Below are 26,629 nucleotides of genomic sequence, written 5' to 3'. Positions count from 1 at the left end.
CGGGACCGGCTTATCCGAGACATGCACATCCCAGGCCCACGCGCCTGGCCCAACAGCTCCGAGCATTGGCTCCCCCGAGTGTTGCAAGGCGCTCCAATCCCGTTCCCAAGAGGCGGCGGCAGGCGCCGGGAACAGCAGTGGGGCCGCAGCCACCATCCGAAAATTCATCACATCTCCTTTGACAGACAAATCATTGCCTCACGTTTAGTTCGCCGGACTGAGTGATTTCTTGTCTACTTCCGACAACGAGGCGAAGACCATCGGATCTTTGGTTGCATCATACATACAATTTGTGGCGTGCGACACATGGTGCACATGTTTTGAATTTTCCCAAGCCGTAGGCAGCGCGTTCCGGACTGTCACGCCAGGCAAGCAGCTTCCCTGCAGTGGACACGGCCCAGAGGGGTGTGTCCCTGCCTGCGAACAAGGGTCGGGCATTCTTCCTTGGCTGGCTGATCCGCGCTAGACCGAGCGGGGGCGGTTTTGGTCGGTAGCTGGACGGTGAAGCACGGATGCTTGCGCTCTTGCACCAATGTTGACTACGATTCCAAAAGGAACGGGTCTTAGCCCGTTCGTACAGCTCGCGAACTTCTTCAGCGCTCGTGGGCTTGATGCGGATCGCGAGAAGAAACTCAAAGGAGAGTCATGGGAATGCTCGAAGACAAGGTTGCCTTGGTTGCGGGATCAAGAAGGGCTACTGATGCAAACGGTGAGCACAATACCTTCTTCATCGACGGGACGTGGCGCTCCGCCAAATCCGATCGATCCTTTGATGTAATTTCCCCGCGCTCGGAAAAGCAGGTTGGACGTGTCGCTGCCGCGTCGCGGGAAGACATTGACGACGCGGTCGCCGCTGCGCGCCGGGCCTTCGACGAGGGCCCCTGGCCTCGGATGAACCCTTCGGAGCGGGCGGAGTACCTGAGTCGTATCGCTACGGGGATCGAGAAGCGACAGCACGAACTGGCGCCGCTGATCACCGAGGAACTCGGCTGTTCTCTGCCGCTTTCACAGTATTACATGGTCGTAGCGCCGGTGATGAGCTTTAACTACTTCGCGGAGGTGGGACGCACGCTGGAACTTGAGGAAGTGCGGATCAGTGACCTCACGTCTTTCACTGGTGGCTCGGCCGGCGGCCCCACGGTCCCGATGGCAGGCAACAGCCTGGTGATCCGTGAGCCCATAGGCGTGGTGGCATCGTTCCCAGCCTACAACTTTGCCTTCGCCGCAGTCGGACAGAAACTGGCTCCGGCGCTGATCGCGGGGTGCACGGTTGTGCTCAAGGTTCCGGAACCCAACCCATTGGCAACCTTCATCTATGGCGAGATCTTCGAGGAAGCGGGTCTCCCGCCAGGGGTCGTGAACATCGTGGCCGCAGCCGCTGACGAGTCGGCGTACCTGGTCGAGCACCCAGGTGTCGACATGGTCAGCTTCACCGGCTCAGATGCGGTCGGCGCCAAGGTCGCTGCCGCCTGTGGTGCGTTGGTTCGGCCGGTCGTGCTCGAACTGGGCGGCAAGTCCGCCGCGATCGTCCTCGACGATGCCCGACTCGAAGATGTCGTGCCAATGCTGGTCGGCGCCAGCGTCGGGGCCAACTCGGGACAGGTCTGTGTTGCACTGACCAGGCTCATCGTGCCGGCCCAACAGTACGAGGCGTACTCCGAGGCCCTCACGCAGGCGTATAAGTCCTTGAAAGTCGGCGATCCCATGGAGCCTGACACCGTGATCGGCCCGCTCGTGTCAGCCAGGCAACGAGATCGCGTCGAGTCACTCGTCGAGGAGGCCCGAGCTGAAGGAGCCACCGTAGCTGCCGGCGGACAGCGGCCCTCGGAACTGTCGCAGGGGTGGTACTACGAACCCACACTCATCACGGATGCCCACAACGACATGAAAATCGCCCGCGAGGAGGTGTTCGGCCCAGTCGCTGTGCTCATACCGCACAACGGCGAGGAAGACGCCATCCGCATCGCGAACGAAAGCCCCTACGGCCTGGCCGGATCAGTATTCACCGCCGACGACACCCACGGCTTTGAAGTAGCCCGCCGCATCCGAACAGGGACCTTCTCAGTCAACACCGTCACCGCCGACCTCGGTTCGCCCTTCGGCGGATACGGCAAATCAGGAATCGGACGCGAGCACGGCCCCACGGCGGTGGACGAATATCTCCACAGCCGCACCATCTCCATAGACCCGGGCAAGCAGCTGCCAGAGGACATCGTCCGCGGAGTGCGCCGTGGTGACGGACCGGGAAGTCGGGAAGCGTGAGCAAAACGTTCGGAACCTGACGCGACGGGGTGCTCGGCTCCCAATGAGTCGAGCACCCCCGTCGCGGCCATCTAGGGGAGGCACAGCGGCAGGATTCAGATCCTAGCAACCTGCAGCCCTGCCCGCTCCCCGCAAATATTTCACAAATCACATCCGTCCCACCTCAGCGGGACAATCGAAAGGCCCACCCGTGGCAATTATCTTCAAATCAGCAAACCTGAGCGTCTCTCCGGCTGCCGCCTGGAACATTGTCGATCGCTTCATGCGGGCCGACATTCGCGTGTTCAGCTTCATCAAAGAGAATCGAATCGAAGGTTCATTGCGAACCGTGGTCTCCGACATCGGCGGAGGCCTTGAGCAGCCGGAACTGAACATCACGATCGATCCGGAACACATGTACGCGTCTTACAGCGTGCTCGAGTCGCCCTTCTGGAAGGCGACCTACCACCATGCGTCCATGCGGGTCTTCGACACCGGCGACGGTCGCTGCCGCTTCGAGTGGATCACTGACGTCGCTCCGGATTCGTGGGCGGTGGAACTCGACGGTGAGTTTATGGACATGCTGTGGTCTGATTTGGTCAACGTCCTGGAGACCGGACAGGAAGCGCCCATGCCCGCAGACGCCGCGTCGGCTGATCGATCCTAGGGTTCTCCCTACGAGACCACCGGTAGAATTCAGCGGAGCCTCTTCTGGCAATAGATTTACATTATTTGTCAGCACCATCAGGCCCATAAAGAGGGCCCGCAGCCTATGTTATCCGTCATTGAAAATTGGTGGAGGAGTGGTCTAAATAGGCTTGCGCTGGCATTTGGGGTGGTGATCTGCGCTATCGGTGGCATCGCCAATTTTCAGTGATGCGAAGACAACCGGTGGCTGATTGAGATAGGTTCTATTCAGTCAGGGTTAAGAGCGAAAAAAAGCGTCAGAAATGGCAATCTGAAGCGGCAACCGATTATGACGAAGTCCTATTCGGCCTCAAGTAATCACGGGACCGTTGGCCGGAGGCATTGCAGCCTGAGGCAAGTCGCCTCGGAGTGTCAGCCCATCCGAGGTGACGGTTCTGAACAGAATTTCCGGACATAGACCAACCATTTTATAGTGTCCAGCAGGCTTCAAGAACCGTCCGTAGCCGGGAATCGCATTGCAATCACGAGGAGCGAAGTTGTCCAATCACACGTACAGTATTTCTGAAATTGTCGGCACGTCGGATCTGGGCGTGGACGACGCCGTTAGAAGCGGCATCACCAAGGCATCTAAGACCCTTAGAAAGCTTGACTGGTTTGAGGTAAAAGAAATTCGGGGCCACCTGGAGGAGGGCAAAGTAGCTTCTTGGCAGGTCACCATTAAGCTCGGTTTCCGTCTTGAAGAATGATTGCGTCTAACTTGGCGGCCTCTGTGGGGGTTTTGCATCTCGGGGTGAATATCGTTTGCAGTACAAGGGCATCCGGTAGTGGCCGGGCCCTAGCATCGCTTGAATATTAGACGGTCTTCTCCAGAGTTACCGCCTGGACGTTCTCGCGTTCCTCCAGGGCTCCGGTTACTGAGGCTGTTGACAATGCGGGTGGGGCAAGTTCGGCTGCGCCGGGTCCATCGCCGAAGGCTACGAGGTCAAGAACTTGGTGGTGCTGGTTTAGGTCCACGGTTCAGGGCTCATCACGGGAGGGAAGCTCGAGACTCAGGCGGCGGTAGCGGTCGGACTTGTCCCATAGGTCATCAAGGAGCTTGATAACGCTGGCATTGTGGGAGGCGGTTTAGGCGGCTCGATGGAATTCGCGGTGCGCCGTGATGGCATCCTCGCCCAAGACCCGGGTGACCGGTAGGAACTTCCCGGCGGCCACGGGCATTGCTGCGATATCAGCGTCGGTCCGCTGGTGCGCCGACGTTCAGATCTTAATCGTGTGCGGCCCCGGATGATCTCCCCCGGCGACGTCATTGTCGCTGATGATGACTGCGTCTGGGTAGTCCGGCGCGAGGACAACCCCGGGGTGGTCGCCGCCGCCGAACAGGAGAAACGCGCACTGTACGCCCAAGGCACCTAAGTCTTGGCCTTCTAGATGCCGTGCGCGAGCATTTGGAGGCCAAGGAGCTGCAGTACTGTCCTGGAGTCCGTGAGCCGGCCGTAGCTCTACTAAGGCGTGGGGATCGCCGCGGCCCGGCAGACATGATCAGTCAGCATGCCTTTCGTAGACGTCGCTGTCCCCTGTCCCGACCCGCTAGTCGTAAGAATTGCAGAGCGAGAGATAAGAAACATGACATCACAGACAGAGACCGAGACCGGTACGGTTGGGTACTCACGTGCAGAACAGGCCATACCCGCCCAACCCGCAACGGGTCCGGAAGTAACAGTGGCTTCAGCCCCCGCGTCAAAATCAGCCGGTCACGTCATCGTTGACACGCTCGTCGCGCACGGGATCAAGCGGGTCCACGTAGTCCCTGGTGAGAGTTTCCTGGATGTCCTCGACGGTCTCCACGACTCCCCTATCGAGACAATCGTTTGTCGTCATGAGGGTGGGGCGACGTATATGGCCGAAGCTGACGGCAAGATGAAACAGATGCCGGGCGTCGCGATGGTCACGCGCGGTCCGGGAGCGGCCAATGCCCATGTCGGACTTCACACCGCGTGGCAGGATTCGACCCCGATGGTGCTGTTCGTAGGCCTGATCCCCTTCGCCCACCGGGACCGGGAAGCTTTCCAGGAATTCGACATCAAAGCCTGGTTCGACACCGGGGCCAAGCGTGTCATGGTCCTGGACCACGCCGAGCGGGCCTCGGAAATCGTCGCTGAGGCCATGTTCGCGGCCATGAACGGCCGACCCGGCCCCGTTGTTATCGGCTTGCCCGAAGACGTCATCCAACAACAGATCCCCGCCGACCTTCACCCGCCCATCCCCGTCGCCACCGGAGGCATGACCACGGTGGATTCCGATGCCCTGGCCACCGCCCTGGCCAACTCCAGCAAGCCCCTCTTCGTCACCGGCGGCAACGACTGGACCCAGGAAGGCGCGGACCAGTTCACCGCGTGGCTGGAAAAGCACCACATCCCAGCAGCGGCCGAATGGCGGACCCAGGGCACCGTCCCCTTCGACTCCCCGTCCTACGTCGGTCCTATCGGTTACGGTCGCCCGCGCCCGACCTATGACCTGCTCGAAGAAACGGACCTTCTGATCTTTGTCGGCACCGTCCCGGGAGATGTCATCACCGACGGATTCCTGTGCCGCCAGGACTGGTCCAAGAAAAACTTCCTCGTCACCATCGACCCGTCCCTCCGCGGCCGCTCGGGGCCGGTCTCGTACCAGATTGTCGCCAAGCCCGACGTGTTCATCCGCGACCTTGCCAAGATCGAAGTCCCGGTCAAGGACGAATGGAAGGCCTGGACGGCACGGATGCGAGGCGAACAGGAAGCCTTCGCAGCCCTCCCCCTGGCCACGCCGACAAACGGTCCTGCGAGGATGGACACCCTGATGGCCAACCTCGTGCCCACCCTCCCCGCGGATGCCATGATCACCCTTGGCGCCGGCGAGCACACCAACTGGGCGCACCGCTACTTCCCCACTAAGCGTTACGCGTCCATGATCAGCGCCCGCAACGGCTCCATGGGCTACTCCATCCCCTCCGCCATCGCAGCGTCACTGGAATACCCCGGCAGGTGCATCGTCACCATCGCAGGGGACGGGGAATTCCTCATGAACGGCCAGGAACTGGCCACCGCAGCTCAGTACGGCGCCACTCCCCTGGTCATCGTCATGGACAACCAGGAATACGGCACCATCCGCACCCACCAGGAACGCCACTACCCGGACCGGATCTCCGGCACCCAACTGAAGAACCCGGAGTTCGCGCTCATGGCCCAGGCCTTCGGCGGCTTCGGCATCAAAGTCGAACAGGACGTCAATGTTCCCGCCGCCATCGAAGCAGCGCTCAAAGCCATCGATGACGACCACGTTTTCGCACTCATCCACCTCGTCGTCGAACAACGCGTCAAAGCCTACTAAGGCAGCCGCGGCAGCACTTCCCTAACCGCTGACCCGCGCCCTGTCCATCGCCGCGCACGGCATCCTGCTCAATGATCGGAAAACCCATGCCTGTCTCTGTCCCCGCACTCACCGAACTCGAACTGCTGGATTCTGTCCCCAAGGGCCTCCTGATTGGCGGGCAGTGGCGGGACGCGTCAGACGGCGGCACCTTCTACGTGCATGATCCCGCCACAGGGGAGGTCCTCGCCACTCTTGCCTCCGCCACCAGCGAAGACGCGATCGCCGCGCTGGGCGCCGCCGACGCCGCCCAGGCGTCCTGGGCCCGGACCGCACCGCGGGTGCGGGCAGAGATCCTGCGCCGGGCCTTTGACCTGGTCACCGAACGCGCCGAGGACTTCGCCCTGCTGATGACGCTGGAAATGGGTAAGCCTCTGGCCGAAGCCCGGGGTGAGGTCACCTACGGGGCCGAGTTCCTGCGCTGGTTCTCTGAAGAAGCAGTCCGGGATTACGGCCGATACCTCACCACCCCGGAGGGCAAGAACAAGATCCTGGTTCAGCACAAGCCTGTCGGCCCGTGCCTGCTCGTCACGCCGTGGAACTTCCCGTTGGCCATGGCCACCCGCAAAGTGGCGCCCGCTGTGGCGGCCGGTTGCACGATGGTCCTCAAACCAGCCAAACTCACCCCCCTCACGGCGCAGTACTTCGCGCAGACCATGCTCGACGCCGGCCTGCCCGCCGGCGTCCTCAACGTCGTCGCCTCCTCCTCCGCCTCCGGGATCTCCGGGCCGCTGCTGAATGACTCCCGCCTCCGGAAGGTGAGCTTCACCGGGTCCACCCCCGTCGGCAAACGGCTCATGGCCGACGCCGCGCAGAACGTCCTGCGCACCTCGATGGAACTGGGCGGCAACGCCCCGTTCATCGTGTTCGAGGACGCCGACCTCGACGCCGCCGTCGAAGGGGCGATGGCGGCGAAGATGCGGAACATGGGCGAAGCCTGCACCGCCGCCAACCGCTTCCTCGTCCATGAATCCGTCGCCGCCGAGTTCACGCAGAAATTCGCCGCCTCGATGGGCGCCCTGACCACGGGCCGTGGCACCGACCCCGCTACCCAGGTCGGCCCGCTCATCGACGCCGACGCCCGCGCCGACGTCCATGCCCTGGTTAGTGCCGCCGTCGACGCCGGAGCGACCGCCATCACCGGCGGGGCGCCCGTGGACGGGCCGGGGTATTTCTACCAGCCCACCGTCCTGGCCAACGTCCCCAATAATGCAGCGATCCTGGGCCAGGAAATCTTCGGACCCGTCGCCCCGGTCACCACCTTCAAAACTGAGGAGGATGCCATCAAACTGGCCAACGCCTCCGAGTATGGCCTCGCGTCCTACCTCTACAGCCGCGACTTCAACAAGCTGCTTCGGGTGGCCGAGCAGATCGAGTTCGGCATGGTCGGCTTCAACGCCGGCGTCATCTCCAACGCCGCCGCACCCTTCGGCGGCGTCAAACAATCCGGCCTCGGCCGCGAAGGCGGCTCAGAAGGCATCGCCGAATACACCACCACCCAATACATCGGCATCGCAGACCCCTACGCCGACTAGCACCGCCTGCAGTAGGGCGCCCACCAGCTTCTATGATGCAGTCGTCAACGGCGATGGTCTTGAAATGACACGCTAGCCGCTGGCGGGGTGCATGCTTCCGGAAACGATGCTTCCAACGGGCTGCAGGTGGGTGACGCCGGCAACGAACCCTGTAAAGCTGTTGGCAACGGCAATAGTGGGTTTTGGAAGTCCTCCGGAGCAGCAAGAGCGCCGCGCAGCTCCACACTCTTTGGCTATCGGCGGGAAGTAGATGGGATTAGGACAACGGACCGGCAGTCGCGAGAGTGGAAGAGCTTTCTCTCATTTAGATGATCCCTCATCCAAATACTGAGTCCGCCTATGGACCTCTGTTCCACCGTTCCGACATAGTGCTGATTTTCCAACGCTCGCAGTGCTACGACGTCCCCGGGGATGAGTCCTACCCAGATCTGCAGAGGATGTTTCCCAGCGTCGTCGCTTGGCTGCTCTGCTTTTTGGGTCGTATCCTTTCGCCTCCATGGAGTGGCTTGCAGTCATCATGCCGCCCTTCAAAGCAAATCGACTTCCCGGGTTTGGCCGTAGGCGACTTTAGTGCTGAGGGAAAGGTTATATGTTGTGTAGCCGACCCTGACTATGAGAATGCCGCAATCAATTGCCTTCTCACGGAGCTGTGAAGTGGCCTGCTCCAGTTGCCGGTCTCGCAACTTCTGGTTCCTGACCTTGACGGTGATTCTTGAGGTAGCGGCGGTCATTGCCTCTCTCTTTTCCTTCATGTCGGCGGGTTCGGTTCCGTACGCCACTTTCCCCAGCGGTTAGGACCAGGTCCTGTCCCTGAGTGGCGGCATGGCGCACCGGTCCCGGCCGCCGAGTACTTACAACCTGCAAATCATCTAGCGGTCCAGGAATGGAGGTTCTTTTAAAGTGGGCACCGGCGTCGGGATTTTGCGGTGAGTCAGCGGGACAGGAGCAGGGCTTCGCCTTGGCCGCCACCGCCGCACAGCGCCGCGGCTGCTTTACCGTTCCCGCGGCGCATTAGTTCGTGAACGGCAGAGACCACGACCCGTGCGCCGGATGCACCGATGGGATGTCCGAGTGCGATCGCCCCCCCATTGACGTTGACCTTGTCCACATTCAGGCCAAGCTGTTCGGCTGAGTGCAGCGCTACGGAGGCGAATGCCTCGTTGATCTCCACGAAGTCCAGGTCTGCAACGGTCCAGCCAGCAATTGCAAGTGCCTTGCTGATGGCGCGCGCGGGTTTGTCCGGCAGTGAAGTGTCCGGACCGGCGGTCTGTCCCGAGGCGCCGAGCGTCGCGAGGACCTCGATCCCGTGAGTTTCCGCGTAGCCGCGGGTGGTGAGGACGACGGCGGCCGCGCCGTCGTTCAGTGGGGAGGCGTTGCCGGCAGTTACGGTGCCGGATGGGGAGAAGGCTGGCCGGAGTTTGCCGAGCGATTCCTCGGTGCTGTCGGGACGAACGCCTTCGTCGATTACGGCGAGTTCGGCCTCCCCGCGGCGACGCGGCACCTTGACGGGGACGATCTCGGCGTCGAAAAGCCCGGCAGTCTGGGCAGCCATGGCACGCCGGTGGGAATCGGCGGCGAATTTATCCTGGTCGGTCCGGGAGATGCCCAAGGAATCATTGGCCCGGTCGGTGCACAGCCCCATGGATTCCCGATCGAAGGCGTCGGTAAGGCCATCGTAGAGGGCAGAGTCTACGAGGGTCGTGTCCCCGAAGAGATGCCCCCCACGGGAATCCGGCAGCAAGTGCGGCGCGTTGCTCATGGATTCCTGCCCGCCAGCGACCACCACCGCGGCTTCCCCTAGCCGCAACAGCCTGCTTGCCTCGATGATGGCGCTCAGCCCGGACAGGCACACCTTGTTCACAGTGGCGGCGTGCGCGCTGAGTGGGATGCCTCCGGCCACGGCGGCCTGCCGGGCAGGATTCTGCCCCGCGCCGGCCTGGAGCACGTGACCCATGATGACGGCTTCGACGGCGTCCGGCCGGACTCCCGCTTTGTCCAGCGCACCGGCTATAGCGGCACCGCCGAGCTCGACGGCGGTCAGCGGGGCCAGTTGGCCCATGAGCTTGCCCTGCGGCGTGCGGGCAGCGCCAACGATGACAACATCAGAACTGGAATCCAATTTTTTCTCCTTAAACGGGGATGCGCTGGAAGGTTTGGTAGTTGAGGGCATTATGACGACCCCTTGCCTGCTGCCGAACGGGAGGCCGGAACGGGTACACGTAGGTCCGGATGAAAGTCCGTGCCTACTTCCCGGTCCAGCACCGGGGTCAGCCCGCCGGTGTGGAGTGGGTAGTTGGCACCAAGGATCATGCACAGGTCGATCTGTTCCGGTCCGGCCACCACGCCCTCTTCGAGCATGACGGTGACTTCCTCGGCCAGCGCGTTCAGGATCCAGGCCCGAACCGTGCCGGCATCCGTGGGCACGGGCGCCGGCAGCAGCCTGGCGGCGGACGGCGAGATGCGGCCGCCGTCGTCCAAATATCCGGGCAGTCCCGCGGCCACCAGCCCCTGGAGGCTGGTACTGACGCCAAACCGCTCGGGATAGGTCTGGTTCATTTTCTCGCAGATGTGCAGCTGGACGGCCGGACCGATGAACTGCAGCAACTGCAACGGCGTCATGGGCAGGCCCAACGGGTCCAGGGCATGGTCCACCGTATCTGGGTTGGCGCCGACATCAAGTAGCGAGAGGACCTCGCTGAAGAGCCTGGTCAGCACACGGTTGACCACGAAGCCTGCCGTGTCGGTGGCGAGCACAGGCGTCTTGCGCAACCTGCGGGCCAGCTCGAATGCCGTCGCAAGTGTGTCCTGGTCCGTCTGAGGGGTCGTGATAATTTCCACCAGCGGAAGCACGGCCACCGGGTTGAAGAAATGGAAGCCGATCAGCCGTCCAGGATTCATCAGCGCATCGCCCATCGCCTCGATGGACAGTGAGGACGTGTTGGTCAGCAGCAGAGTGTCCGGTCGGACCACCGGTTCCAGCTCAACGAACACTGCCCGCTTAACCTCCAGCTCCTCAAAGACCGCCTCGATCACCACATCGCAGTCAGCGAAAGCCGTCTTGTCCGTGCCGCCCGTGACCAGGGCACGGATGGAGGCGGCGTCGGCACCATCCAGTCTTCCCCGGGCCACGCCCTTGTCCAACTGGCCGGCGATCCAGCTTAATGCCGCGTCAACGCGGCCCAGCGACAGATCCGTGATCCGCACCGGAACGCGCAGCTGCTCAGCGAAAACAAGCGCGAGCTGGCTCGCCATCAGCCCCGCCCCTACGACGCCGACGGTACGCACCGGCAATGGGGCGACGGCGGGACAGCCGGCAGGTTTCTTCGCCAGTGACTGCGTCAGCTGGAAGGCATAGACGCTGGCGCGGGCCTCGTCGGAGATGAGCAGATCGCCGAACGCCCGGATCTCTGCCGCCTGCCTCCTTTGACCGGCCTCACTGGAAGGGTCCGCTGCGACTGCGGCGATGAGTTCGAGCGCCCGGTAAGGCGCAGGCGCGGCACCATGCAGACGGGCATCGAGCTCGTTTCTGATGTCGGCCAGCGCGGCGACCTCTGTGGCCGATCCCGTAACCCGGATCGGTCCCTGCGCCCCGCCCCGGAGAATTCCGGCCGCGAAGTCCAGCGACGCGGTAAGGAAACTCTCGTCCGGAAGTACGGCGTCAACAAGGCCCAGTTCGGCGGCACTCGCCGCGGTAAGGTGCTTACCCGCGAGCGAATCCGAAACCACGATGCGGGCCGTCAGCGCTGGGCCGATCAAAGCTGCCGTGCGAGGAATACCACCCCAGCAAGGGATCAGACCCAGTCGCACCTCGGGGAAACCCAGCGAAAGAACCGATTGCGCGGCCGTGCGGTAGCCCGCATGCAGGGCGAGTTCCAGTCCCCCGCCCAGCGCAGAACCATTGATAAACGCAAAGGTGGGGATGGGAAGCGCCGCCAGCAAGCGAAAAGCCTCGAGGCCCTGGCATGCCATGTCCACGGCCTGTTCGGGCGTGGCCGCCTCCGTCAGCTTCTGCAGGTCCGCGCCGGCGCAGAACACAGAACCCGTGCCGGTGACTGCCATTGCATCGACGGCGGACAGGTCCAGGGCGCGCACAGCGGCCGCGAACTCTGCCAGGGATGCCGGGCCCATGGTCATCGGGCGCTGTTCATCATTCGCCAGGGTCAGAAGGGCAAAGCGGAAGCCCGCGTGTTCGATGTTATCGGTGCGGATGGCTGTCGGAGCTTGGAAGATCTCTCGGATTGCTGATTTCTCGGACACGGCGCTTCCTTGCGTAGAAGAGAACAGACACGCAAGTTCAGCCTGGGACTCAGTGTCAAGTCAAGTGAGACTACGTTTCATGTCGCACCAATGGGCGTCAGATCAAGCGTTGCTGAATCTGGCGCGCAATCTCTGCGGACGGCATGGATCGGGGGAAAACGGCAACGACAACCTCCTCCTTGGTCGGCCGCCCTTCGTGGAGAACGTTGTGTAACCGGCGCACGTCGTCCAGCGCACTCCAAAGTTGATCCTCAGTTGGCGGAACGTCGTCGCGCATAAAGGTGCGCAGAAAATAGTTATTGGTGCTAACGACGGCGGAACTAAATCTGATGCCTTCCAGAGGCGCCAACCCTGGTAAACGCCGGCGCAAAAATTGGTTAAACAGCTGCTCGTAGCGAAAGACCATGACCAATTCCTTGTCCCGCAGCGCCGGAACGCCATTGACTACCTGATAACGCTGCCTTGCCACGGCTCCCTGCCGATAGTAGTGGCGAAATACCATGGCGGCGACCTCGCAGACAGCACGCCAAGGATCGTCGTGAGTCTCGGCAAGAAACGCACCCGCTTGGTCGATTAACTCATCGTGATCAGCGAAAACCACATCTTCTTTAGAGCGGAAGTGCCGAAAAAAAGTGCTTCGCGAAATCCCGGCGGCACGAGCGATATCCTCTACACTGGTGGCCTCGAAGCCGTGCGCGGCATACAACTGCACAGCCTTTTCCGCCACCGTCGACCTAAAGCTGGACTGATCCCCTCCGGACAGCTTCCGCTTCGGCCCACCGATGTTTCCGGTTCCAACATCGTCTAGTTCCATCGTTCCACGTTACCCCGATGATAGTTTCAGTTCGCGCGGCAGAGCGCTTTAGCGGCCCGTTCTAGATGAGCATCATGAGGGTCTTGTAAGCTGGGCCATAGGGCTTGCATACGAGTCCAAAAAAGATTCCTGTTGGTTGTGCCTTGCGACCCCAGCGGTCATCGCGCCTATACAGGCCAGCAAACACCCTCTGATCACCATCCAGCGCACGTTCTGTCGCCCATAGGAGAAAATCTCGTGGAATATCGCATGCTTGGTTCATTGGCCGTTTCCACCCTCGGCCTCGGCTGCATGGGCATGAGAGAGTTCAGCGAGGAGGGGGACGAACGCGGATACATTGCCACCATCCATGCCTTCCTCGACGCAGGTGGCAGTTTCCTGGACACGGCCGACATGTACGGACCCTTCACTAATGAGCTGCTCATAGGCAAGGCGATCGCCGACCGGCGCTCCGACGTCGTACTGGCCACGAAGTTTGGAACTCAAAGGCGCGACGACGGCTCCTGGGCTGAAGTCAACGGCAAGCCTGAATATGTGCGCGCCGCATGCGACGCGAGCCTGCGACGCCTCGGCGTCGACTACATCGATTTGTACTACCAGCACAGGGTGGACAAGACCGTCCCCATCGAAGAAACCGTCGGCGCAATGGCCGAGCTGGTCCAGGCAGGAAAGGTTCGGCACTTGGGCCTTTCCGAGGCTGCGCCGGATACCATCCGCCGCGCCCACGCCGTGCATCCAATCACGGCACTGCAAACCGAGTACTCCCTGTGGGAACGTGAGCCCGAAACGAAGGTCTTCGCCGTCCTGGTCGAGCTGGGCATCGGCTTCGTGCCATACAGCCCGCTCGGGCGTGGATTCCTCACTGGCCAGCTTCGCAGCCCGAAGGATTTCCCGGAAAACGACTTTCGCAGACACTCCCCTCGGTTCCAAGGCGAGAACTTCACCCGCAACCTGCAACTCGTGGACCGCGTAAAAGAACTTGCGGACCAGAAGCAGTGCACACCGGGGCAGCTTGCCCTTGCGTGGCTACTCGCACAGGGAGAGCACATCGTCCCCATTCCGGGTACCAAAAACCGGCAGCGACTGGCGGAGAACTTGGGCGCGATTGAGGTCGGACTTTCCCCGAAGGATCTTGAACTACTCAATGGGCTGGCGCCTGCCGGCTCGGCAGCTGGCGCGCGCTACCCTGATATGTCAACTATCGACAGCTAGGGAAAGCGCAACAAAGACTCAGGAAGCGTTCTCGTATGGGTGTCGTCCAGTAACATAAAACCGCGCCCGCTACGGCCAGCGCTACCTCCCCTCACCGGCGCCTCTCTGGCGGCATTCCCAGTGCGGAGTATTACGTGTATGATGCAATCAATATCGCCTTGCACCGCTGCAACTGCAGCAGCACCCCTGTGAACAAGGCAAAAAACCACGAGTCCGTCAAGGCAGATACCGAGGAAGTTATCCCACATGATTGAGCGCACACTCTACGACGATGACCATAAGGCCTTCCGCAGCTCGGTCACCGAATTCATTCGACGCTCCGTTACCCCTTACGTCGACGAGCATGCCTCGAGCAAGCGTATCCCTCGGGAAGTCTGGGAGGAAGCAGGCAAGCACGGCTTCCTTGGGCTTGAGGTTCCTGAGGAGTATGGCGGAAGCGAAGCTGGTGACTACCGATTCAATGCCGTACTGCTCGAAGAGCTAGCCAAAGTGAACCTCGCCCTCGCATCGTCGCTGAGTATTCATTTCGATGTGGTGGCACCGTATCTGGTAAAGCTCTCGACGCCAGAGCAGCGCGAACGCTGGTTGCCCGGATTCTGTGACGGCTCCATTGTGACGGCAATCGGCATGACCGAGCCTTCCGCCGGTTCCGATCTGGCCGCACTCCGAACCACTGCCGTAAGAAATCCGAACGGTGGCTGGATTCTCAACGGATCCAAGATCTTCATCACCAACGGAGGCTCTGCGGACCTTATTATCGTGGCCGCGCGCACGACTCCAGGTAGCCGTGGGAAGGGAATCTCTCTCTTCGCTGTGGAAGCATCGATGCCTGGCTTCAGCCGCGGAACGCCACTCGATAAGGTGGGCCAACCTGAGGCCAACACCGCCGAACTCTACTTCGACAATGTCCACCTCAGTGAGGGCCACCTAATCGGAAGTCTCGATGGCGGATTTGGCCACATGATGGAACTACTTCCACAGGAGCGCATTGGCGCTGCCGTTACCAATCTCGCCCACGCGCGGCAGATCCTCGACGAGACGATTGAGTATGCACGCGATCGCCAAGCCTTCGGCCAGGCGATCGGGTCGTTCCAGCACAACAAATTCCTGCTCGCGGAACTCGTGACAAAGACTGAGGTGACCCAGGCATACGTCGACCAGTGCGTCGCTGCGCAAGTCCGCGGAGAGCTCTCCGCCGTCGATGCCGCCAAAGCCAAATGGTGGGCTGCTGACATACAGAATGACGTTCTCGACCACTGCGTCCAGCTATACGGCGGCTATGGATTCATGAATGAATACCGCGTCGCCCGCGCTTGGAAAGATGCCCGCGTCACCAAGATCTGGGCCGGCTCGAACGAGATCATGAAAAACATCATTGGCCGCGACCTCGGCTTCTAAGGGTGCGACCCCGCCGCAGTTCTGGCGTCATGGCTATGACTTTCAGCCCGGCGGCAGCCCCGACAATAACAAAACAACGCACGTCAGCCCTGTCAGGGGAGGCTGCAATGAATGAGCAAGGAGCTTTAGGAAATGACAGATAAGAGAACTGCAATCGTCACTGGCGGTGCGCGGGGTATCGGTGCCTCGATTGCTCAGCGCCTGGCCACAAATGGCCGCCGCGTCGCTGTGATCGACCTGCACGAGACCGACACGGCTGCCACGGTTGAGGCCATCCAGGCCTCCGGTGGTGAGGCCATCGGCATCGGTGCAGACGTTTCTGATTCGGGTGCCGTCAAAGCCGCAGTCGAACGGGTTACCGAAGAGTTGGGGGCACCCACTGTTCTCGTCAACAACGCCGGAATCCTCCGCGACAACCTCCTCTTTAAGATGAGCGACGACGACTGGGACGCCGTGATGAATGTGCACCTTCGGGGTGCTTTCCTGATGTCACGTGCCGTTCAAGCCCACCAGGTCCAAGCTGGCTGGGGACGGGTCGTTAACCTTTCAAGCACGTCGGCGCTCGGCAACCGCGGGCAGGTGAACTACTCGGCTGCAAAGGCCGGCCTGCAGGGCTTCACCAAGACGCTCGCGATCGAATTGGGCAAGTTCGGTGTGACTGCCAACGCCATCGCCCCCGGATTCATCCAGACTGAGATGACCCGACAGACGGCGCAGCGTCTGGGAGTCTCCTTCGAAGACTTCCTCTCTGACGTCGTCAAAGAGATCCCCGTTGGACGCCCTGGCGTTCCTGACGATATTGCCGCTGCTGCTGCATTCTTCACGAGCGACGAAGCATCCTTTGTCTCCGGACAGGTGCTCTACGTCGCCGGCGGCCCGAAGGACTGACGCCATGGCGACATATCCAAATATCGCCGCTGTCGAGTCAGCCGGTGGGGCCGAAGTAGTAAGCGACTGGTTCGAAATTACTCAGGAGCGGGTGAACACCTTCGCAGATGCCACCGAGGACCACCAGTGGATTCACCTTGACCCCGAGCGGGCGAAGGAAAGCCCGTTCGGCGCCACCATAGCGCACGGCTTCCTTACATTGTCGCTTCTCACACGTCTCACCGAGGGTGCCGTGCAGATCGAAGGAACCCTGATGTCCATCAATTACGGGCTTAACAAGGTGCGCTTCGTCCACCCCGTTCCGGTGGGTAGCTGGATACGCGCTCGATCGAGTATCGCTTTGGTCGAGCGGGTGCCCCAGGGCGCACGCATCGCAACGAGCATCGTCGTCGAGATCGATGGGGTGCAGAAACCTGCAGCAGTCGCCGAGATGATCGCACTCCACGTGCTTGAGGACTCCTCCAGCACGTAGCAGAACGGCCTGGAACGAAAACGCCGTTCGTCCAAATGTTGCCCCGAATCTGGAGTACGACTCCTTCGCCCAGCTGATGTCAGGGGGACATTTCCTTCTTACGCGCCGCCGCACTGGGCATCTGCTCCCTGAAAATGTCGGTATCCTCTGTCACCCAGAGCAAATTACGTGTATGGTACAAATAAAATTTCGGATGTGTTCGACAAAGGAGTGAACCCCATGAGAGAAGCTGTGATCGTTTCGACCGCCCGCACGGCAATCGGCCGTGCCTACCGTGGCGCCTTCAACAACACAGAAGGGCAATCCCTCGCCGGTCACGCGATCTCGCACGCGGTGCAGCGTGCAGGTATCGACGGTGCCGAGGTTGATGACGTCGTCCTGGGTGTTGCACTGCAGCAGGGCAACACGGGAACGAATGTGGCCCGCCAGTCGGCGGTGCGTGCGGGCCTGCCAGTGAGCGTGTCTGGCATGACCCTCGATCGTCAGTGTGCCTCGGGCCTAATGGCAATCGCGACCGCCGCTAAGCAGATCATTGTGGATGGCCAGCAGGTAACGATCGGGGGCGGCGTGGAATCGATCTCGCTTGTGCAAAACGAGAAGATGAACATGGACCGGGCGGTCGATCCTTGGATTCAGGAGAATCATCCGGGCATCTACCTGCCGATGCTGCACACGGCCGAGATCGTAGCGGAGCGGTACGGGATCTCGCGCGAGGAGCAGGACGAATACGCGTTGCTTTCACAGCAGCGAACCGCCCGCGCGCAGGAGGCGGGGGCGTTCGATGACGAGATCGTTCCGTTCACCGCATCCATGATGGTGCAGGACAAAGAGTCAAAGGAGATTGGCTTCCGTGAGGTCACACTGACCAAGGATGAGGGCAACCGGCCGGGGACCACTTTGGAGGGCCTCGCCTCTCTCCGGACGGTGCTGAAGGACGGGGAGGTCGCGAAGATCGCAGCAATCACGGCCGGCAATTCATCGCAGCTTTCAGACGGGGCTTCAGCCGCGGTGTTGATGGAGGCCGGTGAGGCATCTCGGCGTGGCCTGCAGCCACTCGGCATATATAAAGGTATCGCGGTCGCTGGAGTGGAACCCGATGAGATGGGTATCGGTCCCGTCGTTGCCGTGCCGAAGCTGCTGAAGCAGCATGGCCTTTCCGTTGATGACATCGACCTGTGGGAGCTCAACGAAGCATTCGCCTGCCAGGCGCTCTACTGCCGTGACTTTCTGGGAATCGATCCCGAAAAGTACAACGTAGACGGTGGGGCTATCTCCATTGGCCACCCTTACGGGATGTCCGGCGCACGAATGGTGGGCCACGCCCTGATCGAGGGCAGACGTCGAGGTGCGAAGCTCGTGGTCGTGACAATGTGCATCGGTGGCGGCATGGGCGCGGCAGGCCTCTTCGAGGTCGCCTAAATCACCCCTCCTGCAAGGGGAACACCTGGAATGTTCGCTATGGGAGCCCGCTTGCGCCGCACCTTGCCGCAGAAGCGGCCTCTCGACCACCGTCGGGGATATCCATGTATCAAAGGAGTAGCCAGTGAAAATTGTTGTACTGACCAAGCAGGTGCCAGACACCTATGGGGAGCGCACCCTCCTGGCCGACGGCCGGGTTGATCGTGAGCAGAGCGACGCGGTTATCGATGAGATCAGCGAGCGAGCAATCGAGGTCGCGCTGCAGCGGAAGGACGCTGACAAGACGACCGAGGTAATCGTCCTGTCGATGGGTCCGGAATCGGCGACAGCGTCCGTTCGGAAAGCACTTTCGATGGGTGCCGATTCCGGAGTGCACGTTCTCGATGACGAGTTAGTGGGGGCGGATGCTGTACGTTCCGCCCTGGTTATCGCAAGGGCGGTGGAGCGGGTAGGCGGTGTTGATCTGGTCCTGGCGGGCGATGCATCGACCGATGGCCGGGGTGGTGTTATCCCCGCCATGGTCGCGGAGCACCTAGGCCTGTCGTATCTGGCCTCGCTCAACGGACTGCAGGTGGGCAACGAGGTGACAGGAACACAGGCGACCGAGTCGGGTACGCGCGAAGTGCGGGCGACACTTCCGGCCGTCGTGTCTATCACCGAGAGCGCAGACGAGGCCCGTTTTCCCGGCTTCAAAGGGATCATGGCGGCCAAGCGCAAGAAGGTCGACGTGGTCTCGCTATCTGACCTCGGGATCGATCCTTCCTTCCCCGGCCTGGCCCGCTCGGTCGTCCTTTCCACGTCCGCACGTCCCGCCCGCCAGGCCGGTACGAAAATCCATGACGAAGGCGCTGCAGCCGACAGGCTCATCGAATTCCTCGTTGCCGAGCGGCTTCTTTAAGCTGCAAAGAGATTTGGAGAAAATCACGATGTCAAACGTTCTTGCTTTCATCGAGGTCTCCCCCGAGGGCATGATCCGTCGTTCGTCGGAGATGTTGATCGGTGCTGCCGCCTCCATAGGCACGCCCGTTGCGGTTGCGGCGGTCGCGCCCGGGCAAAGTGCAGCAGTGTCCTCGCGTCTGGGTGAGTTGGGTGCAGCGCTGGTGTACATCGCCGAGACTGATGCCGCGACGACCACTGTTGCCGCCGCCCAGGTTGCCGCGCTTCAGGCTGCGGTGGCCGAGTACTCGCCAACTGCGGTGCTGACCGCGAATACTCTGGACGGGGCTGAGGTCGCGGGTCGACTGGCGGTCCGCACCGGCGGAGCGTTGCTCCTCGACGTCGTCGGTGTGCACGCGGACGGTGACAGGATTGTCGGGTCCCATTCGGTGTTCGGAGGTGCCTACAACACCGACGCTACAGTCACCGGGGGCTTAACTATCGCGACGGTAAGGCCCGGTGCCATCGAGGATGTCGCGCCCCGGGCAGCCGCCGAGACCAGCACTGTCCCCATCGAGGTCGACGGATCGAAGTCAACCGTCATCACGGCTGTGAACGACGAGACAATCGTGTCGACCCGCCCCGAACTGCAGGGTGCAACCACGGTCGTGTCAGGTGGCCGCGGTGTCGGCTCAAAGGAGAACTTCTCGATTGTCGAAGACCTTGCCGACGTGCTCGGCGCTGCCTTGGGGGCATCGCGGGCGGCCGTGGATGCAGGGTACGTGCCGCATTCACACCAGGTAGGGCAGACCGGCATCACGGTTTCGCCACAACTCTATATCGCCCTCGGAATCTCGGGTGCGATTCAGCACCGGGCCGGGATGCAGACCGCCAAGACGATTGTCGCTATCAACAAGGACAGTGACTCGCCCATCTTCGACATCGCTGACTTCGGCATCGTCGGAGATCTCTTCGAAGTAGTACCGAAGCTAGTCGAGGGAATCAAGGCGCGGCAGAAATGACTAGCAGCACTGTGAAGAAGAAGGGCCAGCGCAGCCGCTGGTTCACGCTTGTGTGGGTGATCCCTGCCGCGTTGGTCGTGCTCACTGCGATAGTGTTCGGCGCGCAGTGGCTGCGCACTCTCTCCGGCGTGCAGTCGTTCGTGACCAACTACCCTGGCCACGTCCAACTGCCGCTCGGAGCACCCGAGGGCTTCCCCGAGTGGTTGCGATGGAGCCACTTCTTCAACATGCTACTGATGCTGATGATTATCCGCAGCGGTTGGCACGTGCGCACCACCCAGCGACCCCCCGCCTACTGGACCCGAAACAATCAGGGGCTCATCCGCACCAAGGGCAAGCCGAACAAGGTGAGTCTCGACCTGTGGCTGCATCTGAGCCTCAATGCGCTGTGGGTCGGTACCGGGCTCGCTTTCTACGTCCTACTGTTCTCGACAGGCCAGTGGCAGCGCTTGGTGCCAGCCTCATGGGAGCACATCCCCAACGCATTGTCGGCCGCACTGCAGTACGCGTCTCTTGACTGGCCGCTTGAAAACGCCTGGGTGTCATACAACAGCCTGCAGATGATCGCGTACTTCGTGACCGCCTTCATCGCCGCACCGCTTTCAATCGTCACCGGCATCCGCATGTCAGGGGCATGGCCCAAGGACGCGAAAATCAACAAGGTCTACCGCGTCGAAGTCGCCCGGGCCATCCACTTCCCGGTAATGCTCTATTTCGTGCTGTTCATCGTCGGCCATGTGACCCTCGTATTCGCGACCGGTGCCCTGCGAAATCTCAACCACATGTTCGCCGGTCGCAATGATGACAGCTGGGTCGGTTTCTGGTTCTTCGCCGGAGCCCTCACGCTTATGGCGGTGCTGTGGGTGGGCACCCGGCCCATCATCCTGCGGCCTATCGCAGCGCTAATGGGCTCGGTAACCAAAAACTGACGTCGTGGCACCATGCGTCACACCAATGAAGCCCTCGATGGGAGACTGAATGAACTCTGGATATGACGTCCCTCGAGACCACGTCGTCATTGCTGTTGTCATCGAATGGCGCGGGAGGATTGCCCTGTTCAAAAGAAGCGGTCTCCTTGGCCACGACAGTGGCCTTTGGCATTGCATCACGGGGTATATGGAAGCAGGGGCAACACCGAGACAGCAAACTCTCGAAGAGTTGTCCGAAGAAACGGGGCTACAGGCCAAAGACCTTTTGGAACTCCGGCAAGGACCGGATCTGGTAGTCGCCGACGAACTCGGGACGCCTTGGCTCGTTTACACTTTCACTGCAGTCACATCCCGGCGGCGACTTGAAATCAACTGGGAGCATGACTCTTACCGGTGGACCAATCCGGACAAGGCGAAGCGCTTTATAAACCGAGTAACTTGGCTGGACAACGTACTCGAAGCAACCGGCCACAACCCAGCTACTCTCCCGGCAGCTCGACCGTGGGCGCCTAAATACCCCCAAACCGTTACTGCTAGTGAGTCAATATGAATGATTTGATCCAAGCGAATGCCTTCTCTGGTGCCAGGGGGCGAATCAGCGGCACCATCCGGCTTGAAGGCGTAGTTGAGCATGGCGATGCCCGGGGTCGCGAACTCGGCTATCCCACGGCCAACATCTCCGTACAAGACATGGAAATTCGAGACGGGGTCTGGGCAGGGACCGTCAACTTTGGCCCCGAAGGGCCGGGCGAGACATACGCGGCCGCCATCTCGGTGGGTCGCCGCCCAACGTACTACCGTAAAGGCGCGCGGCTACTGGAAGCCCATCTTCTGGGCTACAGCGGTGACTTGTACGGTCGGACCGTTTTGGTGACTCTGAACGTCTATCTTCGCCCGCAACGAAGGTTTCACCGAGTCGATCAGCTCGTCTCACAGATTGTGGACGACGTGGCGTGCGTGCGTTCCTGGGCCGCCGGCGCAGGCCAGGAATTTCTTACATGAAAACTCAGGGCGAAAGACCGAAATTGCACTGGAAGTCATCGGCTCCTGGCCCCACTCACTACCCGAACCAGTTTGCGCCTGCGAGCCACATGCCAACCAACGGAACAACTGCCCGCCAGCACGCCGAATTGAGCCTGCTGGTTGGCGCCAGGGTGGCGATGGACCGCGGCAAATATTTGAAGTATCCCAAGGCCACCAGGTATGGGTCACCCCGCAAGAACTGCCGGGCGAGCTTCACTATCGGATGACTGCCAATCAGCTCTTTGGGGCATCACCACGCGGAGTGCAAACCCAACTACTCCAAGTTGAGGCGACTGAACCACATCAACAGTTGGCCGCGCAGCACTAAGCTCCCCTTGGGAACAGAGAGTGCGCTACTGACCGTCATTTCCCGGGAGAAGGTTCGGTGGCTTTAAACAGTGAGGTCAGTAGGCAGGTGGAGCGGCGGTAAGGCGGACAGCAGATCCCGTCGGCGGAGACAATCCTATGTTCGTCATCCCCGCTGTCCTGAACCCGGGTGCTGGAACCACGGCTAGAGACGGAAAGCCAGTTATCCTATACGTGTGTGGTGCACCTAACCGGATGGTCCGCCCCGTTAGGATCAGGGCTCCCTTTTGTGGTCATTTTGGCGGACGAGGTCTTTCGACCAGGAGCGAAAACACGATCCGCAGCGACTGAGGCAATCACTAGTTTGAAAATCGAGGAAGGGTGGTAATGGGAGCAGTAACATCGGTGGGCGATATGGTCGAGCTTAATCCTCATCAGCGCGTGATTGATGAGGCGTTGGGATCCATCATTCGCTGGTCCCTTTACAAGTTCCACGCAAGGTTAGTGGAGACGTCCGGCGTTTCGATAGATCGATCTATGATTTCGATACTCACTCGGTTGTCCGCCGCCGGCACTCTCCGGATCTCTGATCTCGCAGACCGTCTTGGGCTCGATAGGTCCACCCTCAGCCGGCAGGTAGCGGCAGCGGTGGCAGCTGGTTACGTCAGCAGAACAACGGACGAATCGGACTCTCGCGCGTACCTTGTCTCGATGACGGATGAGGGCAAGGAAGCCTACCATGCGGTTCGTCGGGCCAGGACTCGCATCATGGCAGAATTGACCAACCAAATGACACCGGCAGAGGTGGCGCAAGTCTCGGATGCACTTCCGATATTGGCACGTGCGCTCGATAATTTGGTTTCACCCAACGGCGTTGATTGAGCTGTTCGAAAGCGTACTGGGCGGAACCGAGGCATTACCGCGGAAGCGGGGCCTGAATGGCTCCACCTGCTCGAACTGGCAACCTGTGAATGTCAGAGCGCGAGGAGCCCGGGCCTCCAATCCCACAGAACCTGTGGATACAGGACCTGCAGCCAGGAAGGTGCGCCTGCCGGCGCATCGCACTCGACGGCGCATTCTAAAAACGCCTGATCACGAAGACCTGCCACGAAGACTCGCCGCCGCCTAGGGTGAATCTACGCGTCAGATGCTCAGCGACATCGTGGTGTAAAAGCGCCCTCGACCCGGACTAGGGCTGGGCGGGCGCGTAAGCTGTTGATCCTCGAACGATGAGTTCTCCCTCCAGCCGCCGTCGCTGTGGCGTAGACGCGTGCACGCCGTCGATCCTTTTCAGGAGAAGGTCTACGCTAATCTCTGCCATGCGCTCGATCGGCTGTTGCACTGTGGTCAGGTCATAAGCAGCCCAGCCCGACATTGTGAGGCCGTTGTACCCGATCACCCACAGCTCTTCAGGTATCCGAATCCCTTTTACCCTGGCGGCGTCGAGGACGCCGTAGGCGATGAGATCATTGACACAGAAGATGGCGTCCGGCCTGTCATCCCCTTTCCACAACTCATCGAGCGCCTCCTGGCCGGAAGCGTAGGAGAGGTCCCCGTAAATGACACGACGGTCGCTGATGGGGGCACCGAGGTTATCTAGACCTCGACGGAAACCCTGCTCGATTTCACGCCCTGGACTGAAAGCCCGGCCTCCAATTAGTGCGGCTTTTTGGCGACCGCTGCGCACGAGGTAGCCAGCGACCTGGCGGCCGCCCTGCACATTGGCCCCGGCCACGATGTCCGTTTCTGTCCCTCGAATCGTGCGCCCCATGAGCACGATGGGAGCGCCGGTTCTTATATCAGCCTCGAGCGACGGCATCGGGTCTACGGCTGTGGTGTAAATCAACCCGTCGACGGACCGCTCTCGCAGGGCCTGCAAAGCATCGGGAGCATAGCCATCAGCGTCGGCCAGCCACACACTCAACCGCAGCCCATGACGGGCAACGTGCTCGTGCACTTGTCCCATCACTTCCATATGGTAGAGATTGACTGGTGTGCCCACAACGACGCCGATCGTCTTCGTCCGCAGGGTACGCATGGCTCGCGCGGAGGCGTTCGGCACGAAGCCTGTTTGGTTGAGTACTGTCGTGACCGCCTCACGGGTCTTCGCGGAGACATTTGGATGACCGCTCAGCACACGTGAAACGGTGCTCTGGGACACACCGCAGAGCAGCGCAATATCTCGGCTCGTCATGACCGTCTTTGCATTACTCTCTGTCATACTCTCCGTCATACTCTCCACCATGATAATGATCCTACTTTAGGAACCCGATCCGACATCAGCAGGTCCGGGGGTCACGCCACAGCAAGTTTCCTGATGGTCATCTATCTGCCGGCAGGTCCAGCAGTTCATTGACGGGGCAGTCTGGATCCAGCCGTGCAATGCGCTGCACGAGCTCTCGGGCTGCTGAGGCGCCGACGATGGGACTCGAGAGCAAGGTGAACTTGGTAACGAGCGCTTCCCACTCCGTCGCCAGCGCGGCATCGGGGGTGGGTTCGAAGACATCGACTTCGGATTCGAAGCGGTCGCCACTGGCGAGGGTGATGAGCACGCGCGTCGGCCCGTCCAGCGGCCTATCGGCTTCCGGGACCACTGTAACTCGCTCACGCAATGCGACCAGACGCGGATCTCGAACAGACTCGTCGGTGAATGCCTCGGGACCAGCGAATAGGCCAGCCAGCGCGACGCTTGCAGCGTGGCGCACACTGAATTTTCCCTCAAGCCCTGTTGCTGGCTCGCTGATGCAGCAGATGTCGAGCATCTTGTCAGAAACGAGCAAGCGCACCTCGTCGATGTCGTCGTCGGTGAAAGAGTGTTGACCGCGTAGTTGCGCAATTCCATCAATGGACGAGTGCGTGCCATGACAACATGCGTGCCGCTTGAAGAGGACCGACTCAATGGCCAGGCGGTCGCCCATGACGGCCTGCGGGCGGGACGGGTCGAAGGTAGTGCTGTGAGTCCATGCGAAGCCTTGGCGCCCCTCGATAGCGTCCGAGGGTGCCGTGAATCCCTTCGCCGCCAGTTGGGCGGCCAGCATACCGTCGGCTGCCGCCTTGCCGGCATTGAGGTGCTTGCCCATGGTACCGAAAGTGCGTTTGAGGCCAGCGGACTGGGTGGCGGCTAGACCGTATGCTCGCTCAAGCCCATTGACGTCGAGGTGGAGGAGCCGGGCGCAAGCGCCCGCGGCACCGAATGTGCCGTACGTACCGGTGCCGTGGAAGCCCTTTTCGTATGCCGACGGACCGGTTGCGAGGGCGATGCGGGCTTGTCCTTGCAGACCTGCAATGATCGCTTCCACGAGCTCGCCGGTCGTTGACTGCAGCATCTCGCCAAGCGCCACGGTTGCCGAGAGGATGGCTGCGGACGGATGCCCGTCAGTCCACATGCTTGAGTCGTCAAAATCCAAAGCGTGAGCGGCAACCGCGTTGGCAAGCGCAGCGTCCCGAGGCGAACTGCGGAGGTGCGTTCCGATGAGACTCGCCACCGGTCGTGAGCCAGGTTCAGATGCGATCGCCTGTGCTATTCGCGCGGTTGGTTCAACGGAGCCAGCGATCGTGGCTCCAAGCCAGTCAAGCAGGACATGCCGTGCCCTAGTCAGCGCCTGCGGCGGCAGGTTGTCGTAGCGGAGCGCGACAACCTCCTGCGCTACTCGAGTGGTGAAGCCTTCGGCTGACGTGCCTGTTGTGTGCATACACGGATTCGATCATCAACAGATGTCTTCAGTCAAGCCGCAATGGCATCGTATTCAAGTTGACGCTTCAATTCTGCTGAAACGGGAGGGCCTACGGGTAACTCGGGTGTTGGTAAGGCTCAGTTCCACGACCGTCGGAAGGATGCCTCACCAATCCGAACATCGGCAATCCCCCAACTAATCCGCGCTCGGATCAGCCCACCCGCGAACCAGCCATCTCGGGGCCGCAGGCACATCTGCGAGGGCTTGTGGATTCGTGTCCAATCCGGTTATGGTATCGTATCCAAACAATTGGATTGCGTGAGTTGTTGGCTGGCAGGTTTGTTGCCGATACCGCGCATATTGAGCCTTAAGTAGAGGTGGGAATCTTGTCAGCGAAGACGGAGAATGCGTTGAGCGTGCCATCGGAAGCGGTTGATGCCCGGGTTGACAAGTGGTCGACGCCGGTCCTGAACGATGAGAATCGTTTGAAGCTTGCGACGTTCGCCACGA

General features: G+C 61.1%; 24 protein-coding genes. 17 read left to right on the top strand and 7 right to left on the bottom strand.

Annotated elements, in window-relative coordinates; all coding sequences use genetic code 11:
- The first annotated feature begins 645 nt into the window (after window positions 1–645).
- The 3 genes from AC1DRE_RS23590 to AC1DRE_RS23580 all read left to right on the top strand — a co-directional run bounded on the left by AC1DRE_RS23590 (window position 646) and on the right by AC1DRE_RS23580 (window position 3,635).
- Window positions 646–2,262 (top strand): aldehyde dehydrogenase, encoded by a 1,617-nt coding sequence (locus AC1DRE_RS23590; protein ID WP_476986909.1) that lies wholly within the window; start codon window positions 646–648, stop codon window positions 2,260–2,262.
- A 190-nt stretch (window positions 2,263–2,452) separates the two neighbouring features.
- Window positions 2,453–2,908 (top strand): SRPBCC family protein, encoded by a 456-nt coding sequence (locus tag AC1DRE_RS23585; RefSeq protein ID WP_476986908.1) that lies wholly within the window; start codon window positions 2,453–2,455, stop codon window positions 2,906–2,908.
- Window positions 2,909–3,425: 517 nt separating this feature from the next.
- Window positions 3,426–3,635 (top strand): dodecin, encoded by a 210-nt coding sequence (locus AC1DRE_RS23580; protein ID WP_476986907.1) that lies wholly within the window; start codon window positions 3,426–3,428, stop codon window positions 3,633–3,635.
- A 106-nt stretch (window positions 3,636–3,741) separates the two neighbouring features.
- Here AC1DRE_RS23580 and AC1DRE_RS23575 read toward each other — a convergent pair whose 3' ends face one another.
- Window positions 3,742–3,903 carry a hypothetical protein gene (locus AC1DRE_RS23575; protein ID WP_476986906.1) on the bottom strand — a complete coding sequence of 54 codons (162 nt, stop codon included), beginning with the start codon at window positions 3,901–3,903 and terminating at the stop codon, window positions 3,742–3,744.
- A gap of 270 nt (window positions 3,904–4,173) precedes the next feature.
- Here AC1DRE_RS23575 and AC1DRE_RS23570 point away from each other — a divergent pair, with 270 nt between their 5' ends.
- The 3 genes from AC1DRE_RS23570 to AC1DRE_RS23560 all read left to right on the top strand — a co-directional run bounded on the left by AC1DRE_RS23570 (window position 4,174) and on the right by AC1DRE_RS23560 (window position 7,829).
- Entirely contained in the window at window positions 4,174–4,302 is a 129-nt protein-coding gene (locus AC1DRE_RS23570) for a hypothetical protein (protein WP_476986905.1), read from the top strand.
- Window positions 4,303–4,572: 270 nt separating this feature from the next.
- Window positions 4,573–6,255 (top strand): thiamine pyrophosphate-dependent enzyme, encoded by a 1,683-nt coding sequence (locus tag AC1DRE_RS23565; RefSeq protein WP_476986923.1) that lies wholly within the window; start codon window positions 4,573–4,575, stop codon window positions 6,253–6,255.
- 86 nt (window positions 6,256–6,341) lie between these two features.
- Window positions 6,342–7,829, top strand: a complete 1,488-nt coding sequence (locus AC1DRE_RS23560; protein ID WP_476986904.1) for an NAD-dependent succinate-semialdehyde dehydrogenase — start codon at window positions 6,342–6,344, stop codon at window positions 7,827–7,829.
- A gap of 527 nt (window positions 7,830–8,356) precedes the next feature.
- Here AC1DRE_RS23560 and AC1DRE_RS23555 read toward each other — a convergent pair.
- The 4 genes from AC1DRE_RS23555 to AC1DRE_RS23540 all read right to left on the bottom strand — a co-directional run bounded on the left by AC1DRE_RS23555 (window position 8,357) and on the right by AC1DRE_RS23540 (window position 12,900).
- Entirely contained in the window at window positions 8,357–8,608 is a 252-nt protein-coding gene (locus AC1DRE_RS23555; RefSeq protein WP_476986903.1) for a hypothetical protein, read from the bottom strand.
- 152 nt (window positions 8,609–8,760) lie between these two features.
- Window positions 8,761–9,948: an acetyl-CoA C-acetyltransferase gene (locus tag AC1DRE_RS23550; protein WP_476986902.1), complete on the bottom strand. Its 1,188-nt coding sequence runs from the start codon at window positions 9,946–9,948 to the stop codon at window positions 8,761–8,763.
- 50 nt (window positions 9,949–9,998) lie between these two features.
- Entirely contained in the window at window positions 9,999–12,086 is a 2,088-nt protein-coding gene (locus tag AC1DRE_RS23545; RefSeq protein WP_476986901.1) for a 3-hydroxyacyl-CoA dehydrogenase NAD-binding domain-containing protein, read from the bottom strand.
- Between the two features lie 97 nt (window positions 12,087–12,183).
- Window positions 12,184–12,900: a TetR/AcrR family transcriptional regulator gene (locus AC1DRE_RS23540; RefSeq protein ID WP_476986900.1), complete on the bottom strand. Its 717-nt coding sequence runs from the start codon at window positions 12,898–12,900 to the stop codon at window positions 12,184–12,186.
- Between the two features lie 237 nt (window positions 12,901–13,137).
- Here AC1DRE_RS23540 and AC1DRE_RS23535 point away from each other — a divergent pair, with 237 nt between their 5' ends.
- From AC1DRE_RS23535 to AC1DRE_RS23485, 11 genes are all read left to right on the top strand, one after another.
- Entirely contained in the window at window positions 13,138–14,112 is a 975-nt protein-coding gene (locus tag AC1DRE_RS23535; RefSeq protein WP_476986899.1) for an aldo/keto reductase, read from the top strand.
- Window positions 14,113–14,358: 246 nt separating this feature from the next.
- Window positions 14,359–15,510, top strand: a complete 1,152-nt coding sequence (locus AC1DRE_RS23530) for an acyl-CoA dehydrogenase family protein (RefSeq protein WP_476986898.1) — start codon at window positions 14,359–14,361, stop codon at window positions 15,508–15,510.
- A 132-nt stretch (window positions 15,511–15,642) separates the two neighbouring features.
- A complete protein-coding gene (gene fabG, locus AC1DRE_RS23525) occupies window positions 15,643–16,398 on the top strand; it encodes a 3-oxoacyl-ACP reductase FabG (RefSeq protein ID WP_476986897.1) in 756 nt (251 codons plus the stop codon).
- A gap of 4 nt (window positions 16,399–16,402) precedes the next feature.
- Entirely contained in the window at window positions 16,403–16,870 is a 468-nt protein-coding gene (locus AC1DRE_RS23520) for a MaoC family dehydratase (protein WP_476986896.1), read from the top strand.
- 219 nt (window positions 16,871–17,089) lie between these two features.
- Window positions 17,090–18,289 carry an acetyl-CoA C-acyltransferase gene (locus tag AC1DRE_RS23515; protein WP_476986895.1) on the top strand — a complete coding sequence of 400 codons (1,200 nt, stop codon included), beginning with the start codon at window positions 17,090–17,092 and terminating at the stop codon, window positions 18,287–18,289.
- Between the two features lie 124 nt (window positions 18,290–18,413).
- Window positions 18,414–19,187 (top strand): electron transfer flavoprotein subunit beta/FixA family protein, encoded by a 774-nt coding sequence (locus AC1DRE_RS23510; RefSeq protein ID WP_476986894.1) that lies wholly within the window; start codon window positions 18,414–18,416, stop codon window positions 19,185–19,187.
- 28 nt (window positions 19,188–19,215) lie between these two features.
- A complete protein-coding gene (locus AC1DRE_RS23505) occupies window positions 19,216–20,187 on the top strand; it encodes an electron transfer flavoprotein subunit alpha/FixB family protein (protein ID WP_476986893.1) in 972 nt (323 codons plus the stop codon).
- Window positions 20,184–21,116: a cytochrome b/b6 domain-containing protein gene (locus AC1DRE_RS23500; RefSeq protein WP_476986892.1), complete on the top strand. Its 933-nt coding sequence runs from the start codon at window positions 20,184–20,186 to the stop codon at window positions 21,114–21,116. Before AC1DRE_RS23505 ends, AC1DRE_RS23500 begins: the two co-directional genes overlap by 4 nt.
- Window positions 21,117–21,165: 49 nt before the next feature.
- Window positions 21,166–21,666 carry an NUDIX domain-containing protein gene (locus AC1DRE_RS23495; protein WP_476986891.1) on the top strand — a complete coding sequence of 167 codons (501 nt, stop codon included), beginning with the start codon at window positions 21,166–21,168 and terminating at the stop codon, window positions 21,664–21,666.
- A complete protein-coding gene (locus tag AC1DRE_RS23490; RefSeq protein WP_476986890.1) occupies window positions 21,663–22,118 on the top strand; it encodes a riboflavin kinase in 456 nt (151 codons plus the stop codon). The genes AC1DRE_RS23495 and AC1DRE_RS23490 overlap by 4 nt, the downstream gene beginning before the upstream one ends.
- 714 nt (window positions 22,119–22,832) lie before the next feature.
- Window positions 22,833–23,327, top strand: coding sequence for a MarR family winged helix-turn-helix transcriptional regulator (locus AC1DRE_RS23485; RefSeq protein ID WP_476986889.1), 495 nt, complete (start codon window positions 22,833–22,835; stop codon window positions 23,325–23,327).
- Between the two features lie 307 nt (window positions 23,328–23,634).
- On the opposite strand, the gene AC1DRE_RS23480 is transcribed toward AC1DRE_RS23485, so the two are convergent.
- Together AC1DRE_RS23480 and AC1DRE_RS23475 are read right to left on the bottom strand one after the other, a co-directional pair.
- Window positions 23,635–24,690, bottom strand: a complete 1,056-nt coding sequence (locus AC1DRE_RS23480; RefSeq protein ID WP_476986888.1) for a LacI family DNA-binding transcriptional regulator — start codon at window positions 24,688–24,690, stop codon at window positions 23,635–23,637.
- Window positions 24,691–24,766: 76 nt separating this feature from the next.
- A complete protein-coding gene (locus AC1DRE_RS23475; protein WP_476986887.1) occupies window positions 24,767–26,137 on the bottom strand; it encodes an MmgE/PrpD family protein in 1,371 nt (456 codons plus the stop codon).
- Window positions 26,138–26,629: the final 492 nt, after the last annotated feature.

This window comes from Arthrobacter sp. P4_H3 (genome assembly GCF_056400885.1).
Note: the sequence above shows the minus strand (reverse complement) of the source record. Positions and strands in the feature narration are given on the sequence as shown.